Annotated in this window: 17 protein-coding genes; 8 read left to right on the top strand and 9 right to left on the bottom strand. The window is 49.4% G+C overall.

The genetic code is table 11. The annotated features are described in order from the left end of the window. Nucleotides 1–74: 74 nt before the first annotated feature. The 8 genes from gap to def all read right to left on the bottom strand — a co-directional run bounded on the left by gap (nt 75) and on the right by def (nt 10,401). Nucleotides 75–1,073, bottom strand: a complete 999-nt coding sequence (gene gap, locus BLU57_RS05545) for a type I glyceraldehyde-3-phosphate dehydrogenase (RefSeq protein ID WP_090317535.1) — start codon at nt 1,071–1,073, stop codon at nt 75–77. Between the two features lie 80 nt (nt 1,074–1,153). Continuing rightward, the gene (gene tkt / locus BLU57_RS05550) at nt 1,154–3,169 is read right to left on the bottom strand and encodes a transketolase (protein WP_090317538.1); all 2,016 of its coding nucleotides are present in this window, start codon (nt 3,167–3,169) and stop codon (nt 1,154–1,156) included. Between the two features lie 188 nt (nt 3,170–3,357). Next, complete coding sequence (locus BLU57_RS05555) at nt 3,358–4,620, bottom strand: sigma-54-dependent transcriptional regulator (protein ID WP_090317541.1); 1,263 nt, start codon at nt 4,618–4,620, stop codon at nt 3,358–3,360. Between the two features lie 145 nt (nt 4,621–4,765). Beyond that, the gene (locus tag BLU57_RS05560; protein WP_090317544.1) at nt 4,766–6,943 is read right to left on the bottom strand and encodes an ATP-binding protein; all 2,178 of its coding nucleotides are present in this window, start codon (nt 6,941–6,943) and stop codon (nt 4,766–4,768) included. Beyond that, complete coding sequence (locus BLU57_RS05565; RefSeq protein ID WP_090317547.1) at nt 6,943–7,587, bottom strand: DUF4390 domain-containing protein; 645 nt, start codon at nt 7,585–7,587, stop codon at nt 6,943–6,945. The genes BLU57_RS05560 and BLU57_RS05565 overlap by 1 nt, the downstream gene beginning before the upstream one ends. After that, nucleotides 7,550–8,827 (bottom strand): 16S rRNA (cytosine(967)-C(5))-methyltransferase RsmB, encoded by a 1,278-nt coding sequence (rsmB, locus tag BLU57_RS05570; protein WP_090317550.1) that lies wholly within the window; start codon nt 8,825–8,827, stop codon nt 7,550–7,552. The genes BLU57_RS05565 and rsmB overlap by 38 nt, the downstream gene beginning before the upstream one ends. Beyond that, on the bottom strand, nt 8,820–9,776 hold the full coding sequence (gene fmt / locus BLU57_RS05575; protein WP_090317553.1) for a methionyl-tRNA formyltransferase: 957 nt from the start codon (nt 9,774–9,776) through the stop codon (nt 8,820–8,822). Before fmt ends, rsmB begins: the two co-directional genes overlap by 8 nt. Nucleotides 9,777–9,897: 121 nt before the next feature. Next, nucleotides 9,898–10,401 (bottom strand): peptide deformylase, encoded by a 504-nt coding sequence (gene def / locus BLU57_RS05580; protein WP_090317556.1) that lies wholly within the window; start codon nt 10,399–10,401, stop codon nt 9,898–9,900. 96 nt (nt 10,402–10,497) lie between these two features. Between def and BLU57_RS05585 the strand changes: the two genes are divergently transcribed. The 4 genes from BLU57_RS05585 (at nt 10,498) to BLU57_RS05600 (ending at nt 15,853) form a co-directional block, all read left to right on the top strand. Further along, a complete protein-coding gene (locus BLU57_RS05585; protein WP_090317559.1) occupies nt 10,498–11,535 on the top strand; it encodes a LysM peptidoglycan-binding domain-containing protein in 1,038 nt (345 codons plus the stop codon). 17 nt (nt 11,536–11,552) lie between these two features. Then, a complete protein-coding gene (gene dprA, locus BLU57_RS05590; RefSeq protein WP_090317562.1) occupies nt 11,553–12,659 on the top strand; it encodes a DNA-processing protein DprA in 1,107 nt (368 codons plus the stop codon). A 55-nt stretch (nt 12,660–12,714) separates the two neighbouring features. Further along, nucleotides 12,715–13,173: a Smg family protein gene (locus tag BLU57_RS05595; RefSeq protein WP_090317565.1), complete on the top strand. Its 459-nt coding sequence runs from the start codon at nt 12,715–12,717 to the stop codon at nt 13,171–13,173. A 163-nt stretch (nt 13,174–13,336) separates the two neighbouring features. Next, nucleotides 13,337–15,853: a DNA topoisomerase III gene (locus tag BLU57_RS05600; RefSeq protein WP_090317877.1), complete on the top strand. Its 2,517-nt coding sequence runs from the start codon at nt 13,337–13,339 to the stop codon at nt 15,851–15,853. Nucleotides 15,854–15,978: 125 nt separating this feature from the next. Here BLU57_RS05600 and BLU57_RS05605 read toward each other — a convergent pair whose 3' ends face one another. Next, nucleotides 15,979–16,227, bottom strand: a complete 249-nt coding sequence (locus BLU57_RS05605; protein ID WP_090317567.1) for a hypothetical protein — start codon at nt 16,225–16,227, stop codon at nt 15,979–15,981. Between the two features lie 201 nt (nt 16,228–16,428). On the opposite strand from BLU57_RS05605, the gene aroA reads away from it, so the two are divergent. From aroA to BLU57_RS05625, 4 genes are all read left to right on the top strand, one after another. Beyond that, nucleotides 16,429–17,736, top strand: coding sequence for a 3-phosphoshikimate 1-carboxyvinyltransferase (gene aroA, locus BLU57_RS05610; protein ID WP_090317570.1), 1,308 nt, complete (start codon nt 16,429–16,431; stop codon nt 17,734–17,736). Nucleotides 17,737–17,775: 39 nt separating this feature from the next. Next, nucleotides 17,776–18,456, top strand: coding sequence for a (d)CMP kinase (gene cmk, locus BLU57_RS05615; RefSeq protein WP_090317572.1), 681 nt, complete (start codon nt 17,776–17,778; stop codon nt 18,454–18,456). 134 nt (nt 18,457–18,590) lie between these two features. After that, entirely contained in the window at nt 18,591–20,303 is a 1,713-nt protein-coding gene (gene rpsA, locus BLU57_RS05620; protein WP_090317576.1) for a 30S ribosomal protein S1, read from the top strand. A gap of 9 nt (nt 20,304–20,312) precedes the next feature. Then, nucleotides 20,313–20,603 (top strand): integration host factor subunit beta, encoded by a 291-nt coding sequence (locus tag BLU57_RS05625; protein WP_090317579.1) that lies wholly within the window; start codon nt 20,313–20,315, stop codon nt 20,601–20,603. Nucleotides 20,604–20,702 lie beyond the last annotated feature (99 nt).

Consider the following 20,702-nt stretch of genomic DNA (forward strand, 5'->3'; position numbering starts at 1 on the left):
CTTAATAAATTAACTATTTAAATCAGATGGCAATCAGAATCCTAACGCTTGACTGTCCATCTGAAAGCACTTAATTACTTGGCGACGGTACGAACCATCTCCAGTACTTTGGTGGAATAGCCCCATTCATTGTCATACCATGCAACGACTTTGACAAAGCTTTTATCCAGCGCCATACCCGCTTCGGCATCGAAAATGGAAGTGCAGCTTTCACCGCGGAAATCGGTAGACACGACTTTCTGATCGGTATAACCCAGCACGCCTTTCATCGAACCTTGAGAAGCTTCTTTCATCGCTTGGCAGATTTCGTCGTAGGTCGCTTCTTTTTCCAATTCGCAGGTCAAGTCAACCACGGACACATCCGATGTTGGAACACGGAAAGCCATGCCGGTCAGTTTCTTATTCAATTGCGGTATCACCACGCCGACAGCCTTGGCAGCGCCGGTTGAAGAAGGAATGATATTTTCCAGAATACCGCGGCCACCGCGCCAGTCTTTATTGGATGGTCCATCCACCGTTTTTTGCGTCGCAGTTGCGGCATGAACCGTGGTCATCAGACCGCGTTTGATACCCCATTTATCGTTCAATACTTTGGCAATCGGCGCCAAACAGTTGGTGGTGCAGGACGCATTGGAAATGATGCTTTCACCTTTGTAAGACTTATCATTCACGCCATAAACAAACATCGGTGTATCATCTTTGGAAGGCGCCGACATGATGACTTTCTTTGCACCAGCCGCCAAGTGTTTCTCACACGTTTCCTTGGTCAGAAACAAACCGGTAGATTCAATGACGACATCCGCGCCTACTTCATTCCACTTCAATTCCGCCGGATCTTTAACTGCGGTCAAACGGATTTTCTTGCCATTAACCACTAGAGTATTGCCTTCGATCGCAACATCGCCATGAAAACGGCCATGCACTGAATCATGCTTCAACATATAAGCCAGATAATCCGGTTCCAGCAAATCATTGATTGCAACGATTTCGATATCTGGAAAATTCTGTACTGCTGAGCGGAAAACCATACGGCCGATACGACCAAATCCGTTAATACCAACCTTAATTGTCATACCAAAACTCCTTAAATAAAAAACCTATTACTTCCGGATGAATGCAATTCATCATCCGGTTGCTTTAATCATAAATTGGATCAGAGAATGCCTTTGACTGTTTTAACAACGTTCTCGACGGTAAAGCCAAAATGCTTGAATAACACATCTGCAGGCGCTGATTCACCAAAAGTGTCCATGCCGACTACCGCGCCGTCCAGCCCAACATACTTACGCCAGAAATCAGTTACGCCCGCTTCCACCGCTACGCGTTTAACACCCTTCAGCAAGACACTGTCTTTATACGATGGTTCCTGACGATCGAATACATTCGTGCACGGCATGGAAACCACGCGCACATGAACGCCTTCTTCGGCCAGCGCTTTTTGCGCATTCATGGCCAGCCCCACTTCGGAACCTGTCGCAATCAAAATTGCTTGCGGCTTGCCATTACCGGCTTCGGATAATATATAACCGCCTTTATCGATCAGCTTGATGGTAGCGGCATCGCGTTTTTGGAATGGCAAATTCTGACGGCTGAATATCAATGTCGAAGGACCATTTTTGCGTTCGATGGCACGCGCCCATGACACGGTTGACTCAACCGTATCGCAAGGACGCCATACATCCATATTAGGGATTAAACGCAAGGTTGAAGTCTGTTCTACCGGTTGATGCGTCGGACCATCTTCACCCAGACCGATGGAGTCATGCGTAAAGACGAAAATATTGCGAATCTTCATCAGTGCGGCCATGCGCAATGCATTACGCGCATATTCGGAGAACATCAGGAAAGTGGCACCGTAAGGAATCAAGCCGCCATGCAACGACAAACCATTCATCATGGCACTCATGCCAAATTCGCGCACACCGTAGTACACGTAGTTACCGCCATTCTGTTTGCTGATCCCTTTGGAGCCTGACCACAAAGTCAAATTGGATCCGGCCAGATCAGCAGAGCCGCCGAGTAATTCAGGCAGAACTGGCGCCAGACCTTCAATCGCATTTTGCGAAGCTTTACGGCTTGCAATGGTTTCCGCTTTTGCATTAACTTGATTGATAACGCCGTCGACATGACTGCGCCAGTTCGCTGGCAACTCACCAGCCGTGCGGCGATTGAATTCGGCTGCTTCAGCCGGATACTTTTCAGCATACTCAGCAAATTTCTGATTCCATTCTGTTTCCAGCGCCTGCCCTTTCGCTCTTGCGTCCCAGGCGCTATACACTTCTTGCGGAATCTCAAAAGGCGGATGATGCCAGCCGATGTGCGGACGAGCGGCAGCGATCTCCGCGTCACCTAATGCTGCACCGTGTACCGAGTGGGTATTGGCCATATTAGGTGATCCCAGTCCGATGACCGTTTTGCAGCAGATCATTGTTGGCTTATCATTGACTTTTTTAGCCGCTTCAATCGCTGCTTCTATGGCTACCGGGTCGTGCCCGTTGACGTTTGGCACTACGTGCCAGCCATAAGACTCAAACCGCTTCGGCGTGTCATCGGTAAACCAGCCTTCCACATGACCATCGATGGAAATGCCATTATCATCGTAAAAACAAATCAGTTTTCCTAGACCCAAGGTACCCGCCAAGGAACAAGCCTCGTGCGAAATGCCTTCCATCAGGCAACCATCGCCCAAGAAAACGTAGGTATGGTGATCGACAATGTTATAACCAGGACGGTTAAATTCAGCGGCCAATATTTTTTCTGCCAGCGCCATGCCCACGGCATTGGTGATGCCCTGACCCAATGGGCCGGTTGTGGTTTCCACACCTGGCGTGTAGCCATATTCCGGATGCCCGGGTGTCTTGGAATGGAATTGCCGGAATTTCTTAATTTCTTCCATCGGCAAATCGTAGCCGGTCAGATGCAGTAACGCATAAATCAGCATCGATCCATGCCCGTTGGAAAGAATAAACCGGTCACGATCAACCCACCCCGGATTACCAGGATTATGACGCAGATGATGAATCCACAGTACTTCAGCGATTTCCGCCATCCCCATCGGCATACCGGGGTGACCAGAATTGGCTTTTTGCACAGCATCCATCGCCAATGCACGAATTGCGCTGGTTAAATCCTTAAACACCGGCGCGTCAAAATCCTTGAATGTCCCCATTAACACTAACTCCCTAATATTTTAAACGAATAGAAAAGATCGAACTGTGCGCTAATTGAATAGGAACACATCGTATCGGCAAATAAATTAATGCGATATTATCCCCTAAGATAGAGGATACGACAACTAGAGACCTTCATTTTTTGCGCCTAAAACCAATCCGGTAGCAGCAAAATTTCTTTAAAAAATCAGTTGCCCCGCAGTTTAATTCCCAATAATTTTATTTTGCGGTACAGGTGCGTGCGCTCTAATCCAGCGCGTTCCGCGACTCGCGTCATGTTGCCACTTTCCTGATCGATCAATCTTTCAAAGTAAGTTTTTTCAAACAAATCGCGCGCTTCGCGCAGAGAAAGATCGAGCGGAATCTCCGGCGAAACTGATGACGAGACCGATTCCGGAAAAACCATCGCCTGCTGCACGGCTTCAACCGAAATCTCATCGGACGTGCAAGTCAGTGCCAGCGAATGCACCACACCGGTTAACTGCGTCAGATTGCCGGGCCAATCGTAATTGCGCAGGCAATTTAATGCTGCGGTACTGAATTGTAACGTGGACGAAGCCTCTCCCGATTCAACGAAACGCGACAAGATTTGACCGGCTAGCTCAGGGATATCTTCCCGGTGTGTGCGCAATGCCGGAATGCCGATGCTGAGGCTGCTCAATATCTCGTACAATTTGGGATGATAAGCACCCTGCGCGGTCAGCTCCGCCAACGGTTGCGATGTAGCGCAAACCAGCCGGACGTTATACTTCTCCAGCTTACTTAGCAATAACAGCAAGCCTTTTTGCGCCAATTTACTGATCTCGCCGACATCTTTCAGAAATAACAGCCCGTCACGCGCAAGCCCCAGCAAATCCAGCGGCGATTCGGCCAATCCCGTCAACGTCTCGGGTTCCACCCATGGCGTGCCCGGACGATGCATAAAACGCGCGCAAATTTCCGCGCCCGCGCCCGGCTCCCCCATCAGCAGCACGGGCGTTTTCAGGTTCACTACTTGCTCCAGCCTTTTTCTCAGATCAAGAATCAAGGCGCCTTTACCCAGACTGGCCAGTGACAGCGCTGATTGCTGCTTATTTTGCGCCCCGCGCAATGCCTTGCTGACCGTGCTCAACAGCTTTTGCAACGGTATCGGCTTTTCCAAATAACCGAATGCGCCAATGCGGGTAGCCTCCACCGCCGTATCAATCGTGCCGTGTCCGGACATCATGATCACCGGCATCGTCAGCAAGCCATTGCTGGCCCACTCTTTCAGGAGCGTAATACCATCCGTATCGGGCATCCAGATATCCAGCAGCACCAGATCGGGGCGCGTTTGCGCACGCCAGATCCGCGCCTGTTCGGCATTCTCGGCCAACGCCACGCGATATCCTTCGTCCCGCAAAATTTCAGACAGCAATTCGCGGATGCCAATTTCGTCATCAACAACCAGTATTGTATTGTTCGTTATCATTGAGTGTTTCTCCACTACTGAAATCTAATCAGCTTAGCCACAACTGTCAAATTTCACGGTCATCTATGAATTCCAAGTTTCTTGATTGACGGATATCTTGCCAGGAAAGATTGCATTCCTCTTTTCTGTTATCACCGGTTGTTCCCTAATGCGCCGCCAGCCGGTTATCGTTGGTGGATGCGCTTTTCTCCACCGTCGGCAGGATAATTGAAATTTGCGCGCCCTGCGGTTTAATATTTTCGATATGGATTATCCCTTCATGTTCTTCAACAATTTTCTTCACAATCGGTAATCCCAATCCGGTTCCCTTAGCCTTGGTGGTGACATAAGGCTCAAAAACCCGGGCTCTGATTTCATCCGAAAAACCGCAACCGTTATCACGAACACTGAGTTGCACCCCGCCATGCACTTTTTCGGTTTTCACTTCGATCACGGGTTGCGGCGTATCAATCAGTGCGTCTTGCGCATTTTGCAGCAAATTATGCAGCACTTGGCGCAATTGTGCCGAATCGCCTTTGATCAGCGGTAAATCATCCCCCAGTAGCTGCTGGATTCGCACATGCTTGCTATTCTCAGCAGCCATATTCGCGGTTTCGTAAAGCGACAATACCTCGCGCACCAGCCGGTTAAAATCCAATTGGTGCAATTGCATTTCAGGCACGCGCGCATACTGATTAAATTCATTTACCATCCGTTTCAGGGCTTCCACCTGATTGACAATAGTCTCAGTAGAACGCCGCAATATCTTGGCGTCTTCTTCATTGAGCTTATTGATTAATTTGTGCTGCACGCGCTCGGCGGATAGTTGAATCGGTGTCAGCGGATTTTTAATTTCATGCGCCAGCCGTCGCGCGACTTCACCCCAGGCAACCGCGCGCTGCACTTGCAATAGATTGGTGATGTCATCAAAAACCACCACGCCGCCACCGCTGGATATCTTGGGTAAGCGCGTTCCTCTCAGCAATAGAACCTGATTACGGCCATCTTCCGAACGCGTCAATTGCCGCTGCCAAACGCCGGTTTCTCCGGAATTAAATCCCTCCTTGATCTCGGTAATCAAGGTATTCAGTTGCGGTTCATTGCTCACGCAGCCCTCGATAATCGAACCGTCCAAGCTGATCAGCGGTATTTGCAGGATCTGTTCGGCACTGCGATTGGCCTTGGATAATACCAACTGATCGTCGAATACCAGCACACCCGATGACAAATTCGCCAGGATACTTTCCAAGTGCGCTCTCGCGCTCTCGACCGCCTGCTGATTATGCAGTGCTGCTGCGCGTGCTTCCTCCAATTGTTGCGTCATCAAATTGAAGGACTCCGTCAATACTCCCAATTCGTCACGACTTTGCACCAGGTGTCTGCGGCTGTAGTCACCCTGCGCAATCGCCCGCGTGCCTTCCGCCAGCATGCCCAGCGGCGCGCTCAGTTTCTCACTGAGCAAAGAAGCGGTCGCCAATGCTGAAAACAACGATAACAACAAGGCCAGCGTCAAGGTAACACTATACAGCCGGGTCAATCCATGGCGCGACAAAGAAAGTTCCTGATAATCCTGATAACCGGCCTGCACCCGTTCGGCGTCTTTTGCCAATTGCAGCGGAACCGGCTGCAGCATTTGCAGCATCCGGATATCCTCTTGCAAACTCAGCACATTAACCGGAGCAACGACGCGCAAATACAAGCCTTTATCGGCAATCGACTCAATCGCGCCATACGCTTTCTGCATCCGGATATAGCGCATAACGACGGCATTCGGCATCCCAGGAAATAACGTCAGATTACTCTCGCTGGAAAAAGCGATGACTTTGCCATCCTGGTTAAACAAGGTCGCTTCTTCCACTTGCGATTGCAGCAGCAACTCATTCAGCACCAATAAAGGCGGATTAGCGGGATCGGACAATATTAACGCCGTCGCCTGCGCTTTGCGCTGCAACTCTTCCAGCAGATTATCCAGCATGGTATGCCCCAGATTCAAGCCGCCTTCCAGGGCACGATCCACTTTAACGTCAAACCAGGATTCGATACTCTTCTCAAGAAACTGAACAGACACGGCATACACCAAAACACCGGGAAGTGTCGCCATCATGGAAAAAACCAGCATCAACCGTAACGCCAGCCTAGATCCGAAAACACCCGATTTGAGGCGGCGTCTGAACCGCCACAGCAGAAATCCCAGAATCGCCATGAGAAAGATCACAAAGGCGATATTGATGCCTAACAATAAGCGGTACTTCCGTTCAAAAAACTCGGTATTGGCGCCCGCGGTAGCCAGCAGAAAGAGCATCACAGCCCCCACACCGGCCCCCACAATGAGCACGTATTTCATCAGTGACCTTTAATCTGTACCGGTTCCCCGGGTGTGGGCAGCTTCGTGTGCCATTCCAGTTTATCCGAACTCAAATTCCACTGACTGGAACCCAATGTTTCAACTTGGAACGGTTTTGGCATCCGCGTCAGATCGAGCCAGATTCGCAGCGACGCCACATAATCGGCATCTGGCTTTAATTCGGTTTTAGCCGTCAACGGAAGATCGCGTATCCGCCCCAATGCCTGCAATGCTTCCTTTAATGAAGAATAACTTTGTGAAAACACCGGATGGTTGAGGTGATATTGCCGTGTTAGCGCATAATAGCGCAAACCAACCACGAACTTACTGCGCGCCACTTCCTCATTGAGCTTATACCAGCGCGTATCCAGCAAGCCGAATTTGGTGACGAAATAAAGCACGATACCTTTCTCCAGCGTCTGTTCCAACGTCTCGTTCAGCGTAATCTCGGAATCCATGCTGATGGTATAGCCTTGCTCGGTCGCCGCAAGACTGACAGACTTTATCTGGATACCTTCCGCCCGCACAACGGACATTGGCGATAGCAAAATCAGTAGCAACAGCACAAGATTGAGATAGGGTAGCTTTATTCGGCGCACTTGCGGATCAGGCTTTTTGCAGTAAGTTATAGAAGAAGCCATCATGTCGAATATCAGGTAACAGTTGTCCATCCGCCATTGCCGCTGCGGAAAGCGGTAATAAACTTGCATCAGGGTGATGGTTAAGGAATTTTGCAATCTGCATGGTATTTTCTTCAGCAAAAACTGAACAAGTCACATACAGCAACTTACCACCCTTGCTCAAAATTTTCCACAAGGCATGCAAAATAGCTTGTTGAATTTCTGCAAACTTAACCAGATCGCTTTCACGCCGCAACCATTTGATATCCGGATGCCGGCAAACCACTCCGGATGCCGAACAAGGCACATCCGCCAGAATACGGTCATAGAAGCGCCCATCCCACCAGGCATCGGGATCCGACGCATCGCCGCACACCATCTTTTCTGCGGTCATATGCAGGCGCTGCAAATTCTGCTGCACTTGAGTCAATCTTGCTGCTTCATTATCCAGTATCGTCAATGCAACATCGGCCAATTCCAACACATGCGTGCTTTTCCCTCCCGGTGCCGCGCACGCGTCCAACACCCGCATGCCATCATGCACATCCAGGAATGGCGCGGCAAGCTGCGCTCCGGCATCTTGCACAGTCACCAACCCGGCGCTGAAACCAGGCAGATGCTCCACCGCGACCGGCTGATTCAGTTGCAACGCGCCGGACCAGAATAATTCCGTTTGCATCGCTTTTTCCGTCAATAAATCACGATAAGCGGCCACGCTAATTTTGCGTTGATTCACCCGTAACGTCATTGGAGGGCGTTTGTTGCCGGCTTGCAGTATTGTGTGGAATTTTTCCGGATATTGTTGCCGCAACTTGTCAATCCACCACTGTGGATACGAGTAAAGTCCGTCCTCATGGGCGGCCGCTTGCTGCAACAAGCGCTCACGTTGCCGGATAAAATTGCGCAAAACGGCATTCACTAATCCCTGCATTCCTTGACCATGCGCCAAGGCGCGCGAAGCAGATACGGCTTGATCCACCACTGTGTGCGGAGATGCTTTACTGTACTGCAATTGATACAAGCTCACGAGCAACAACTGTTGCAAACTTTTATCGCGTAACGGTTTTTTCAGTAACAACGCGAGAATCGCTTGTAATTGGCCGTAAAAACGCAGGACACCATAACTTAAATCCTGAATGGCGCCTTTTTGTTGTTTCGACAACATAGGATCGGCACGCCAGACATCCTGCAACACGCCGGTCAGGCTTGATCCCGTCAACACTTTACCGATTGCAGAGGCTGCCGCCAGCTGTGCCTTAATCATGCGATGCAGCAGGATGATGCGCAGTCATAAAACACTCGCCAGGTTCTATCGGGTTGCCAGCCAAAAAATCCGCCGCGCTCATTTTCTTGCCGCCAGGTTTCTGCATCAGGGCTATCCGTAACAAACCCGAACCGCAGGCAACCGTGATGCCCGCACGATCCACTGCAACAATTTCTCCCGGCTTTCCTGCATTTCCGTCAAGCACCTCAGCTTGCCAGATCTTCAGCGCCATATCCCGGAAATGCGCATAGGCGCCGGGATTGGGATTAAATGTCCGCACCACCCGGTCTAGCTGCTGCGCGCTGTGCCGCCAATCAATTTCCGCTTCGGCTTTGGTTATCTTGGCTGCATAGCAGGCTTGCGTCTCGTCTTGCAGCACGGGAACCAGTTTTTCCTGAGGCAGCAGCGTCAACGCCTCAACGATGCTTCGCGCACCGCACACACTTAATTTATCGTGCAGCGATTGCGTGGTATCGTCCGGCGTAATTCCCACGTTGTGCGTTAACAAAATATCACCCGTATCCAATCCGGCATCCATCTGCATGATGGTGATACCGGTCTCGCGATCGCCCGCCAGAATGGCGCGTTGAATCGGCGCCGCACCCCGCCAGCGGGGCAATAGCGAAGCATGAATATTCAAGCATCCCAGACGGGGAATATCGAGTACCGCCTGCGGCAAAATCAATCCATACGCCGCCACAACCATCACATCCGCGTGTAGTGTCTGCAATTGCTGTTGTATGCCGTCAGTTTTCAGGGTCAAGGGTTGCAATAATGCCAGATGATGTTGTTCGGCCAGCAATTTAACGGCGCTGGCGGCAGCTTTCATTCCTCTGCCCGCAGGGCGGTCCGGCTGGGTCAACACCATAACAATCTCATGCCTTGCTTGAATCAGCGCATCCAGCGCCGTCGCGGCAAAGACGGGGGTTCCAGCAAATATGATTTTCATGCTAGTGCATCGATTACTTGTTAATTGGGGTGACGGGATTCAATCGTACCAACGAATCGTATTATTGATTCAGAAGATCCGGATGCAGCGCACAGCTTTATTTTATGCCAACATGCGCCCGCTACATGGTACTGCGCTGTTTTTTCTTTAATCTGGCCAAGGTGCGCGATTGCTTGAGCTTTGACCAGTATTCCACAAACACTTTTCCCGCCAAGTGATCCATCTCGTGTTGAATACATACTGCCAATAATCCATCGGCATCCAGAACAAATGATTCGCCTTGCGCATTCAGCGCTTTCACAGTCACGGATTCGGCACGCCGCACTTTCCCATAGATGCCGGGTACTGACAAGCAACCTTCCTCATAGTCCGATAGACCGTTACTGGCGATAATTTCCGGATTGATCAATACGAGCAATTCATCACGTGTTTCCGATGTATCGATCACAATGATGCGCTCGTGCACATCCACCTGGGTTGCAGCCAACCCTATACCGGGTGCTGCGTACATCGTTTCGGTCATATCTCTTATCAGCGAACGGATTTCATCCGTGACTTGTGCTACGGGAACCGCTACAGTATGTAGCCTTTCATCCGGATATTGTAGTATTTTTAGAATAGCCATGAAAAAAATGTGTAGTTTAACAAACCCAATTTCGCATTTAGACCGTATCATTAACCAATCATTCTGTATGCCTTATCACTGCCTGTGAGATCATCCATGCGAAAGCTTATTATAACTATGATTTTATTTCTGGGCCTGCTTTCCGTCACGTCAATAAAGGCTCAAGAGATCGAATTGCGTAGTGATACGCCCGATCATCATGTGGTCGTACCGGGCGATACGCTATGGGGAATTGCTTCCCGGTTTCTGAAAGATCCTTGGCGCTGGCCGGAGATCTGGGGACTCAATCGCGCGCAGGTAAAGAATCCGCACAAGATTTACCCCGGCGATGTTGTCATACTGGAAAAATCACTGCATGGCATCCGCTTACGCCTTTCGGAGGACGATGAATACGGTGTGAAAACCGTTAAATTATCACCGAAAATTCGCACGGAGCAGTCTGGCACTTCAGCAATTCCCAGCATCCCGGCAGCGGCGATCGGACCTTTCCTGAGCCAGCCGCTGGTCATCGAAAAAGACGGCCTCGACAATGCACCGTATATATTAGGCTCAAGTGAGGGCCGGGTTGCTTTGAGCACAGGCAATATCGCTTATGTCAGCGAACTGCCTAAAGATAAGGGTTCGGCATGGCAAGTTTTCCGTCCCGGTAAGGCACTGAAGGATCCGGATCAAAAAGACGCTGTTCTCGGTTTTGAAGCGACTTACCTGGGAAATGCCAAAGTAAATGCTTTTTCGGATGTCAGCACGGTCATCATCACGCACGCTTCGGAAGAGATCTTGAAAGGCGATCGTTTGGTTCCTGCACCCAATACTATCTTCAATAACTACGCTCCGCATGCACCGGATTTTTCGCTCAACGGAAGAATCATCTCGGTTTATGGCGGCGTCTCCGAGATTGGCCGAGGCGATATTGTCACACTCAACAAAGGTGGATTGGATGGCCTGGAAATGGGCCATGTTCTGGCTATCTACCGGAGAAGCCAAGCCAAGTCGCTCAAAGGGCAAACGGTGCAATTACCGGATGAAAGAACCGGATTGGTATTCATCTTCCGCGTCTTTGAGAAAATATCCTACGCATTGGTCGTACAAAGCACGCAAGCCATCAAAGTCTTGGACGCCGTCAAAACGCCCTGAAATTAACTCGTATCGTCATGAAACATGCACCGGATCTTGAAGCATGGCTGAGTCTTAATCTGATCGACGGTCTGGGTGACGAATCCATCCGCAGACTTCTGATCGCTTTTGGCAGTCCCGCGGCCATCCTGTCAGCGCATATGAGAGCACTGGAGCGCATCGTAAAAAAACCCGTCGCGCAGCGCATCTCGCAAGGTGCCGAGCAACATAAAATCGCCGCTGTGTTCCGTTGGCTGGAGGACCCTGTCAATGCGGTCATCACCTTGGCCGATTCCGATTACCCGGCGCAGTTACTCAATATTGACGCCCCGCCCCCGCTGTTGTATTTCAAAGGCCGGCGGGAGCTGTTGCAGCGCCCGGCGCTGGCCGTGGTCGGCAGCCGCAACGCCACGCCGCAGGGTTTATCCAACGCGGAAGCCTTTTCAGAAGCCGCCAGTAGCGCCGGATTATGCATCATCAGCGGCATGGCGCTGGGTATCGATACCGCCGCACACCAGGGCGGTTTGCGCGGCTTAGCCTCCAGCATTGCCGTTGTCGGCACTGGCTTGGATATCGTTTATCCGGCAAAGAATCACCCGCTTGCGCACAGGCTGGCAAAAGAAGGCGCATTAATCTCCGAATTTCCGCTGGGTACCCCTGCCATCGGCAGGAATTTTCCGCGCAGAAATCGTATCATCAGCGGTATGAGTCACGGCTGCCTGGTAGTGGAAGCGGCATTACAGAGCGGGTCATTGATCACAGCCCGGCAAGCATTGGAACAAGGGCGCGAAGTCATGGCAATCCCGGGTTCGATACATTCGCCCCTGTCAAAAGGCTGTCATGCGTTGATTAAACAAGGCGCCAAATTGGTTGAAAATACCCAGGATATTCTGGATGAATTGAATCATTTACCCTTAACCCGGTATGAGAGTAGCGCCGCAGCGAAAGAATTTTCTGTCACAAAGCCAGCCGAAAACACGGTATTACTCAAACACCTAGGTTATGATGTCGTTGATATTGATACGCTCTGCTCGCGCAGTGGCTTGACGGCTGAGGTAGTATCAGCCATGCTATTAACGCTCGAGCTTGACGGTCAAATCAGCAGTTTGCCGGGAGGATGTTACCAGCGGATCCAATCGATGTGATGGCATTAACCGGAAGCACTGATCTGTAAACATACTCGCTTTTTTAGACACAATTATGTTCGATATACTCGTTTATTTATTTGAAAATTTCTTTGACTCGGGCAGCTATCCGGATTCTGCGACATTGACGCGCAAACTGACCATGGCCGGATTCGCCGACGAGGATATCCATGAGACCCTGAATTGGCTCTCGGAACTCGAACGCCATGATATTGGCAGTTATCCTGCCAGCTTCGCCGAAAACGACTCTTTCCGCTGCTATACCGAATATGAAATGGAAAGAATCGACACCGAAGGGCGGGGTTTTATTTTCTTCCTAGAACAAGCTCGCATCATTAACCCGCTACAACGGGAATTGTTAATCGACCGTGTACTGGCCATGGATGAAAATTCCTCCAGTTTGGAAAAAATCAAATTGATTGTTTTAACCGAACTATGGATTCAAAATCAGCTGACTGATGATGCTGTTCTTGAGAAATTGCTGATTGTCAGCGACTCGCATTACCGGCACTAAGAAAAAATCCATTTCATATTAAGCCGCATCTGACTCAATGGCTGCCGGAGTGAATACCTCCAATACACTCATTAAATTTTGACCATGTTTGCAACCCTGATACATCAAGTAACCCAAAGGCTGGGAAACACAGTGCCGACGAATGATTTATTTTGGGGAATTAATGAGTAAATCGCTGATTATTGCAGAAAAACCTTCTGTCGCAGCCGATATCGCACGGGCATTGGGAGGCTTTACCAAACACACGGATTACTTCGAGAGCGACCAATACGTGGTCTCTTCCGCGGTAGGTCATTTGCTTGAGCTTGTCATTCCGGAAGAATATGAAGTCAAGCGCGGCAAATGGAGTTTTGCCAATTTGCCGGTTATTCCGCCACATTTTGATTTGAATCCGATTGAGAAAACTTCCGCGCGGCTGAAACTTCTCAGCAAGCTCATCAAACGCAAAGATATCGAAACGCTCATCAATGCCTGTGACGCGGGACGCGAAGGTGAATTGATCTTTTACTATATTCTGCGCCATGTTGGCACAAGTAAGCCGGTAAAGCGCCTGTGGCTGCAATCGATGACCCCCGATGCCATACGCGATGGATTCACCCGGTTACTGGATAACTCGGCTGTGCAATCATTGGCTGAAGCGGCGGTGAGTCGGTCGGAATCGGATTGGCTGGTAGGCATTAACGGCACACGTGCAATGACTGCGTTTAACTCGCAGGAAGGCGGGTTCCACAAAACGACTGTAGGACGGGTACAAACACCCACATTGGCGATTCTGGTAGAACGCGAAGAAAAAATTAAAAAATTCCGCCCGCAAAATTATTGGGAGATTCACGGCACGTTTGAAGCCAGTAATGGCATTTACACCGGCCGATGGTTTGATGACAAATTCAACAAGGATAAAGCCGCGCAGGAAGCAAAGCCTGAACGGTTATGGGAGCAAAAACAAGCTGAGGCTATTCACGACAAATGCCAGGGAAAACCGGGGCACGTTAGCGAAGAAAGCAAACCCAGCAAAGAAATCTGTCCGTTGCTCTACGACTTGACCAGCTTGCAACGCGATGCCAACAGCCGCTTTGGTTTTTCCGCCAAAACAACGCTGGGTCTGGCGCAAGCCTTGTATGAGAAACACAAGGTGCTGACTTATCCGCGTACGGATTCACGCGCACTGCCGGAAGATTATATCGCCACCGTCAAAGACACCTTACTCAGTCTCGAAAATACGGATTATGGCAAATTTGCCCGGCAAGTTCTGGCATCCGGCTGGGTTGTTCCAAACAAACGCATTTTCAACAACGCCAAGATCTCGGATCACTTTGCCATCATTCCGACCTCGTTAAGTCCGACCAAATTAAACGAAATCGAAGCCAAACTGTACGATTTGGTCACCAAGCGTTTCCTGGCCATTTTCTTTCCCGCCGCTGAATTTCTGGTCACTACCCGCATCACCCGGGTTGAAAACGAACCGTTCAAAACGGAAGGGAAAGTCATGGTCAATCCAGGTTGGCAAGCGGTTTACGGCAAGTCTGTCAAACCGGATGATCAGGAAGAAGACACAACGCTCGTAGCCATTACGCCCGGTGAATCCGTTACCACTCAAGCGATCGAAATTATTGCCAACCAAACCCGCCCGCCGGCACGATTCAATGAAGCGACACTGCTTTCCGCGATGGAAGGTGCAGGCAAACTGGTCGAGGATGAAGAATTGCGTGCAGCGATGAACGCCAAAGGTTTAGGAACTCCGGCAACACGGGCAGCCATTATTGAAGGACTGGTATTTGAAAACTATATCCAGCGCATTGGCCGTGAACTGCATCCGACAGCCAAAGCTTTTTCCTTGATCACGCTATTGCGCGGCCTCAAGATCCCTGAATTGATATCACCTGAGTTAACCGGCAACTGGGAATCCCAGCTGCGCCAAATTGAGCAGGGCAATCTTAAACGCGCCGCATTCATGGAAAAAATTGCCGAAATGACGCGGCATATCGTGGAACAAGCCAAAACGCATCGCGGCGAAACCATTGCGGGGGACTTTGCAACACTCCAGTCCCCATGCCCTAAATGTGGCGGAACCGTGCATGAAACCTATAAAAAGTTTCAATGCCAGAAATGCGATTTCGCGCTATGGAAAATTCTGGCGGGCCGTCAGTTTGAAGTGGAAGAGATGGAAACGCTCATTACCCAGCGAGAAGTCGGTCCACTACAAGGCTTCCGGAGCAAAATGGGACAGCTGTTCAATGCCATGATCAAACTCACCGACACATTTGAGATGAAATTTGATTTTGGCAACAATAATGACAATCATGAAGAAGTCGATTTCAGCGGCCAAACATCCTTAGGCAAATGTCCAAAATGCGGTCATGCGGTGTATGAACACGGCTTACAGTATGTTTGCGAGAAATCTACCGGCGCTAATCGTACTTGCGACTTTAAAACCGGTAAAATCATCCTTAAGCGCCCGATAGAACAGGAACAAATCACCAAACTGCTGGAAACCGGAAGAACTGATCTGCTGACCAAATTCATTTCCAAGAAAGGCAAGCCTTTCTCAGCCTACTTGGTCAGAAATACGGATGGAAAAATAGGTTTCGAGTTTGAGCAGAAAGCGCCCAAGAAAGCAGCCGGAACAAAATCTAAAACGAAGCAAGCGGAAACTCCTGCGGCCGACAGTACAACCTCATGATGTATATGTTGCGCAGCGCTGGTTTCATGTCAACCCACCAGCACATCGGAAAGCAAGTGACAAAAAATTTCCGGGCATCAGCCTGCGCTAATGGCCCGGGCAATTAATACTTCTAATACGGTTTTTTATGTGCCATAAAAGTTAAGAACGTATTTGAGCACACCGCTGGAACCCATGATAATCATGATGAGTCCGCCTACGATCGCCGTACCCTCAAGAATAATCGATCCGAATGCTCGGGCCGTATTTTCGAACTCTTCCTCGCCCATTTCATTTCTGCGTCTCTCTCTACGATTCTTTACCCACAACTGCAACCAGATAGCCGCTGGGATCATTAGCAAAGAAAACATTAAAACAATTTCTGCATCTTCCATTCATCAACCTCTTTTATATAAAGTGTCTTTTTCGTACAAAAGATAGATTACCTCAAACGCGATAGTTTAATAAAGATTTTTCCAAATGCAATAAATCTATCCAAACAATTTCCATAGCACTGGCACTCCCCGAGAATCAATAAAATTACGCTTTCAATATCTTTATGGGATATCATCTTACAATTTTCACCTGCATACACCATGAAATGGCTTGACCTCCCATTTGCCAAGAATGCTCAGGGCACTGTGCAATTACCCGGATCAAAGAGTATCTCGAATCGCATTCTTCTGCTTGCGGCATTAGCGGAAGGCGCCACGGAAATTCATGATTTATTGGCTTCCGACGACACCGCCCGCATGCTGGACGCACTTACCCGTTTGGGTGTACCCATCACGCACACAGGTAATAATGATTACACGATCACCGGTGGGGAAGGCGTATTTCCGGTCAAAGATGCCGACCTATTTCTCGGCAATGCAGGCACTGCTTTCCGCCCTTTGGTGGCGGTATTATCTTTGATGCATGGGCATTATCGCTTATCCGGCGTACCGCGCATGCATGAACGGCCGATTGCGGACTTGGTCGATGCATTGCGGCAATTGGGCGCAGACATAAAATACCTGAGCAACCCAGGCTTTCCTCCCGTAGAGATCAAACCGGCTGCACTGCGTGACCAGACTGACACTCAAACCGTGACAGTCAAAGGCGATGTCTCCAGTCAGTTTCTTACCGGATTGCTCATGGCACTGCCATTAAGCGAAAAAAAATCCATCATCAATGTATCCGGCACGCTCATTTCTCAGCCCTATATTGAATTAACACTGGCGCAAATGCAGCATTTCGGCGTGCAGGTTGAGCATTCCGGCTGGCAGCAATTCATCATACCGGTGCAACAAAAATACCGTAGCCCTGGCCACATTTTTGTCGAAGGTGACGCATCGTCCGCTTCGTATTTCTTGGCAGCCGGTGCGATCGGACATGGTCCGGTTCGCGTCCAAGGCGTGGGCCGCGACAGTACGCAAGGCGATATCCGGTTTGCAGCAGCACTTGAACTGATGGGTGCAGACATAGCGATGGGGGAAAATTGGCTTGAAGCCAGCAACAAGGAAAAATCTCTCCGCGCTATCGATCTGGATTGCAACCATATTCCCGATGCAGCCATGACACTGGCCGTCACAGCGTTATTCGCTGAAGGTACCAGCACGTTACGCAATATTGCCAGCTGGCGCTTGAAAGAAACGGATCGTCTCGCCGCCATGTCAACAGAATTGCGCAAACTAGGCGCGATTGTGGAGGAAGGCGCGGATTATCTGCGCATCACACCGCCCGTGCATGGCTTAACTCCCTATGCTGCAATCGATACCTATGACGATCACCGCATGGCCATGTGCTTTGCTTTGGCATCCTTGGGAGCGCCGGTGCGGATTAACGATCCCGATTGCGTCGCCAAAACATTTCCTGATTATTTTGAGAAATTTTCACAAATAATTCACTCTGAAATGAAATAATCTGCACCCCGCCCATTTAATTCATAACAAAACTGCTGCATGAATACGAATAAGATTCCCGTCATCGCTATCGATGGTCCATCCGCATCCGGTAAAGGCACTGTCGCTCAACTGGTTGCGCGCAAGCTTGGTTTTCATTACCTCGATAGCGGCGCACTTTACCGTCTGGTCGCATTGAAAACGATGCAGTTGAATACGGATACTCAGAATCCCATCGCAGTCGCGGAAATTGCCATCCATCTGAATGTCTTTTTTAAGGATGAGCACATTTACTTGGACGATACCATTGTCACGAATGCTATTCGTACCGAGCAATGCGGTATTGTGGCTTCCCAGCTGGCTGCTTATCCGCAGGTTCGCGCCGCGCTTACCGAGCGTCAACGTGCATTTCGTCAACTGCCCGGGTTAGTGACGGATGGACGTGACATGGGTTCTGTTATCTTTCCCGATGCCGTTCTCAAAATTTATTTAACCGCCAGTGCGGAAGTACGTGCGCAAAGACGGTATAAGCAGTTGATAGAGAAAGGAATGAATGCTAATATCGCCGACTTATTGCAGGATATCCAGAAACGGGATGAACGCGATAGCAGTCGCAGTATCGCGCCTTTACAACAAGGGGTTGATGCCAAATTGCTGGATACGACTTCATTGACCATATCCCAGGCGCAAGATGCAGTTCTCTCCTGGTATAATGACATGCTTGCAAGAACCCGCGTTTGAACACGAAATAAAGCCGCTTTTCTTAACATTCCCGTGCAGAAAAGAAATGGAGTGATTGTTTCAAACATTTTTATTAACCAACCCAATCCGCAGGATACCCGTCCCGCCGGAATGATAAATCAGGTATTTTTATAATGACTAAAGCTTCTACTGCAAACCAGCACTCTCCCGATAGTTTCGCCGCACTTTTTGAAGAAAGCCTCTCACGCCAGGAAATGCGTATCGGCGAAGTAATCACCGCCGAAGTAGTCCGTGTTGACTATAACATCGTTGTCGTGAACGCCGGCCTCAAATCCGAAAGTTTTATCCCGGTCGAAGAATTTAAAAACGATCGCGGCGAAATCGAAGTTAAACCGGGCGATTTTATCAGTGTTGCCATCGAATCTCTCGAAGACGGTTATGGAGAAACACGGCTTTCCCGTGACAAAGCCAAGCGCCTGACCGCCTGGCATGATCTGGAAGAAGCCATGGAAAGCGGTAAGATAGTGACCGGTATGGTCAACGGCAAAGTGAAAGGTGGTCTGACGGCCATGATCAACGGTATCCGTGCCTTTTTGCCCGGCTCTCTGGTGGATATCCGTCCCGTCAAAGACACTACGCCTTATGAAAATAAGGAAATGGAATTCAAGGTCATCAAACTGGACCGTAAACGCAACAACGTGGTCGTATCACGCCGCGCGGTATTGGAAGCGACACAAGGCGCCGATCGCGAAACCTTGTTATCCAATCTGCAGGAAGGTTCGGTTGTTCATGGTATCGTTAAAAATATTACCGACTACGGCGCATTCGTCGATCTGGGCGGCATAGACGGTCTGCTGCATATTACCGATCTGGCATGGCGCCGCGTCAAACATCCTTCCGAAGTCGTCAATATCGGTGATGAAGTTACTGCCAAGGTTCTCAAATTCGATCAGGAAAAAAATCGTGTTTCACTGGGTATGAAACAACTGAGCGAAGATCCGTGGGTTGGTTTGTCACGACGTTATCCAGCACGTACCCGTCTGTTCGGCAAAGTCACCAACTTAACCGATTACGGTGCATTCATTGAAATCGAACAAGGCATTGAAGGATTGGTGCATGTCTCGGAAATGGATTGGACCAACAAAAATGTTTATCCTTCCAAGATTGTGCAGTTAGGCGATGAAGTTGAAGTCATGATTCTTGAGATCGATGAAGAACGCCGCCGCATATCACTCGGTATGAAGCAATGCCAAACCAATCCATGGGAAGAATTCGCCGCGACCCATGAAAAAGGCGATAAAGTTAACGGTCAAATCAAATCCATCACCGACTTTGGCGTATTTATCGGTTTGCCAGGCAATATTGACGGACTTGTGCATTTATCTGATCTGTCTTGGAACCAACCCGGTGAAGAAGCTGTGCTCAATTACAAGAAGGGTGATGAGGTTGAAGCCATGATTCTTTCTATCGATGTCGAACGCGAACGTATTTCGCTCGGCATCAAACAGATGGAAGGCGATCCTTTCACCAGTTTTGTCGCTGAACATGATAAAAACAGCATCATTGAAGGCACTGTAAAATCCATTGATGCGAAAGGTGCTGTCATCGCCCTGACCAACGATGTGGAAGGTTATTTACGCGCTTCCGAGGTGTCGCGTGACCGCGTTGAAGACATTCGCACACACTTGAAAGAAGGCGATAAGGTCGAGACTATGATTATCAATGTCGACCGTAAAAATCGCACTATCAATCTTTCAATCAAAGCGAAAGATAAATCGGATGAATCCACTGCTATGCAAAAAATCAAAACACCGGCTAACGCTGGAACTACCAGCCTGGGTGCTTTGCTGAAAGCTAAAATGGATAGCAAGAATACAGAGCAATAAGGAAAATTCATGACAAAATCTGAATTAATTACTCGACTTGCGGCACGATTTCCGCAACTGGTTACCAAGGATGCCGAACTCTCAGTCAAAATGATTATTGATGCCATGGCAAAAAGCCTGGCAAAAGGTCAGCGCATTGAGATTCGCGGCTTTGGCAGCTTTGACCTGAATTACAGGCCGCCGCGGATTGGGCGGAATCCAAAATCGGGTGAGAAAGTTAAAGTACCGGAAAAATATGTTCCGCATTTCAAAGCAGGAAAAGAGATGCGCGAGCGTGTTGATTACAAAGAAAGGAAATAAAAGATAGCATGGAGAGCGCTGCTGAATTTTTTAAGCGCTCTCCAAGAAAAAAGCGCTAGAATTTCTTCTGGCAAGTTGTAAATCAGCTTGTTTGTCAGT

Source organism: Nitrosomonas oligotropha, from assembly GCF_900106555.1.
Lineage (GTDB): Bacteria > Pseudomonadota > Gammaproteobacteria > Burkholderiales > Nitrosomonadaceae > Nitrosomonas > Nitrosomonas oligotropha_A.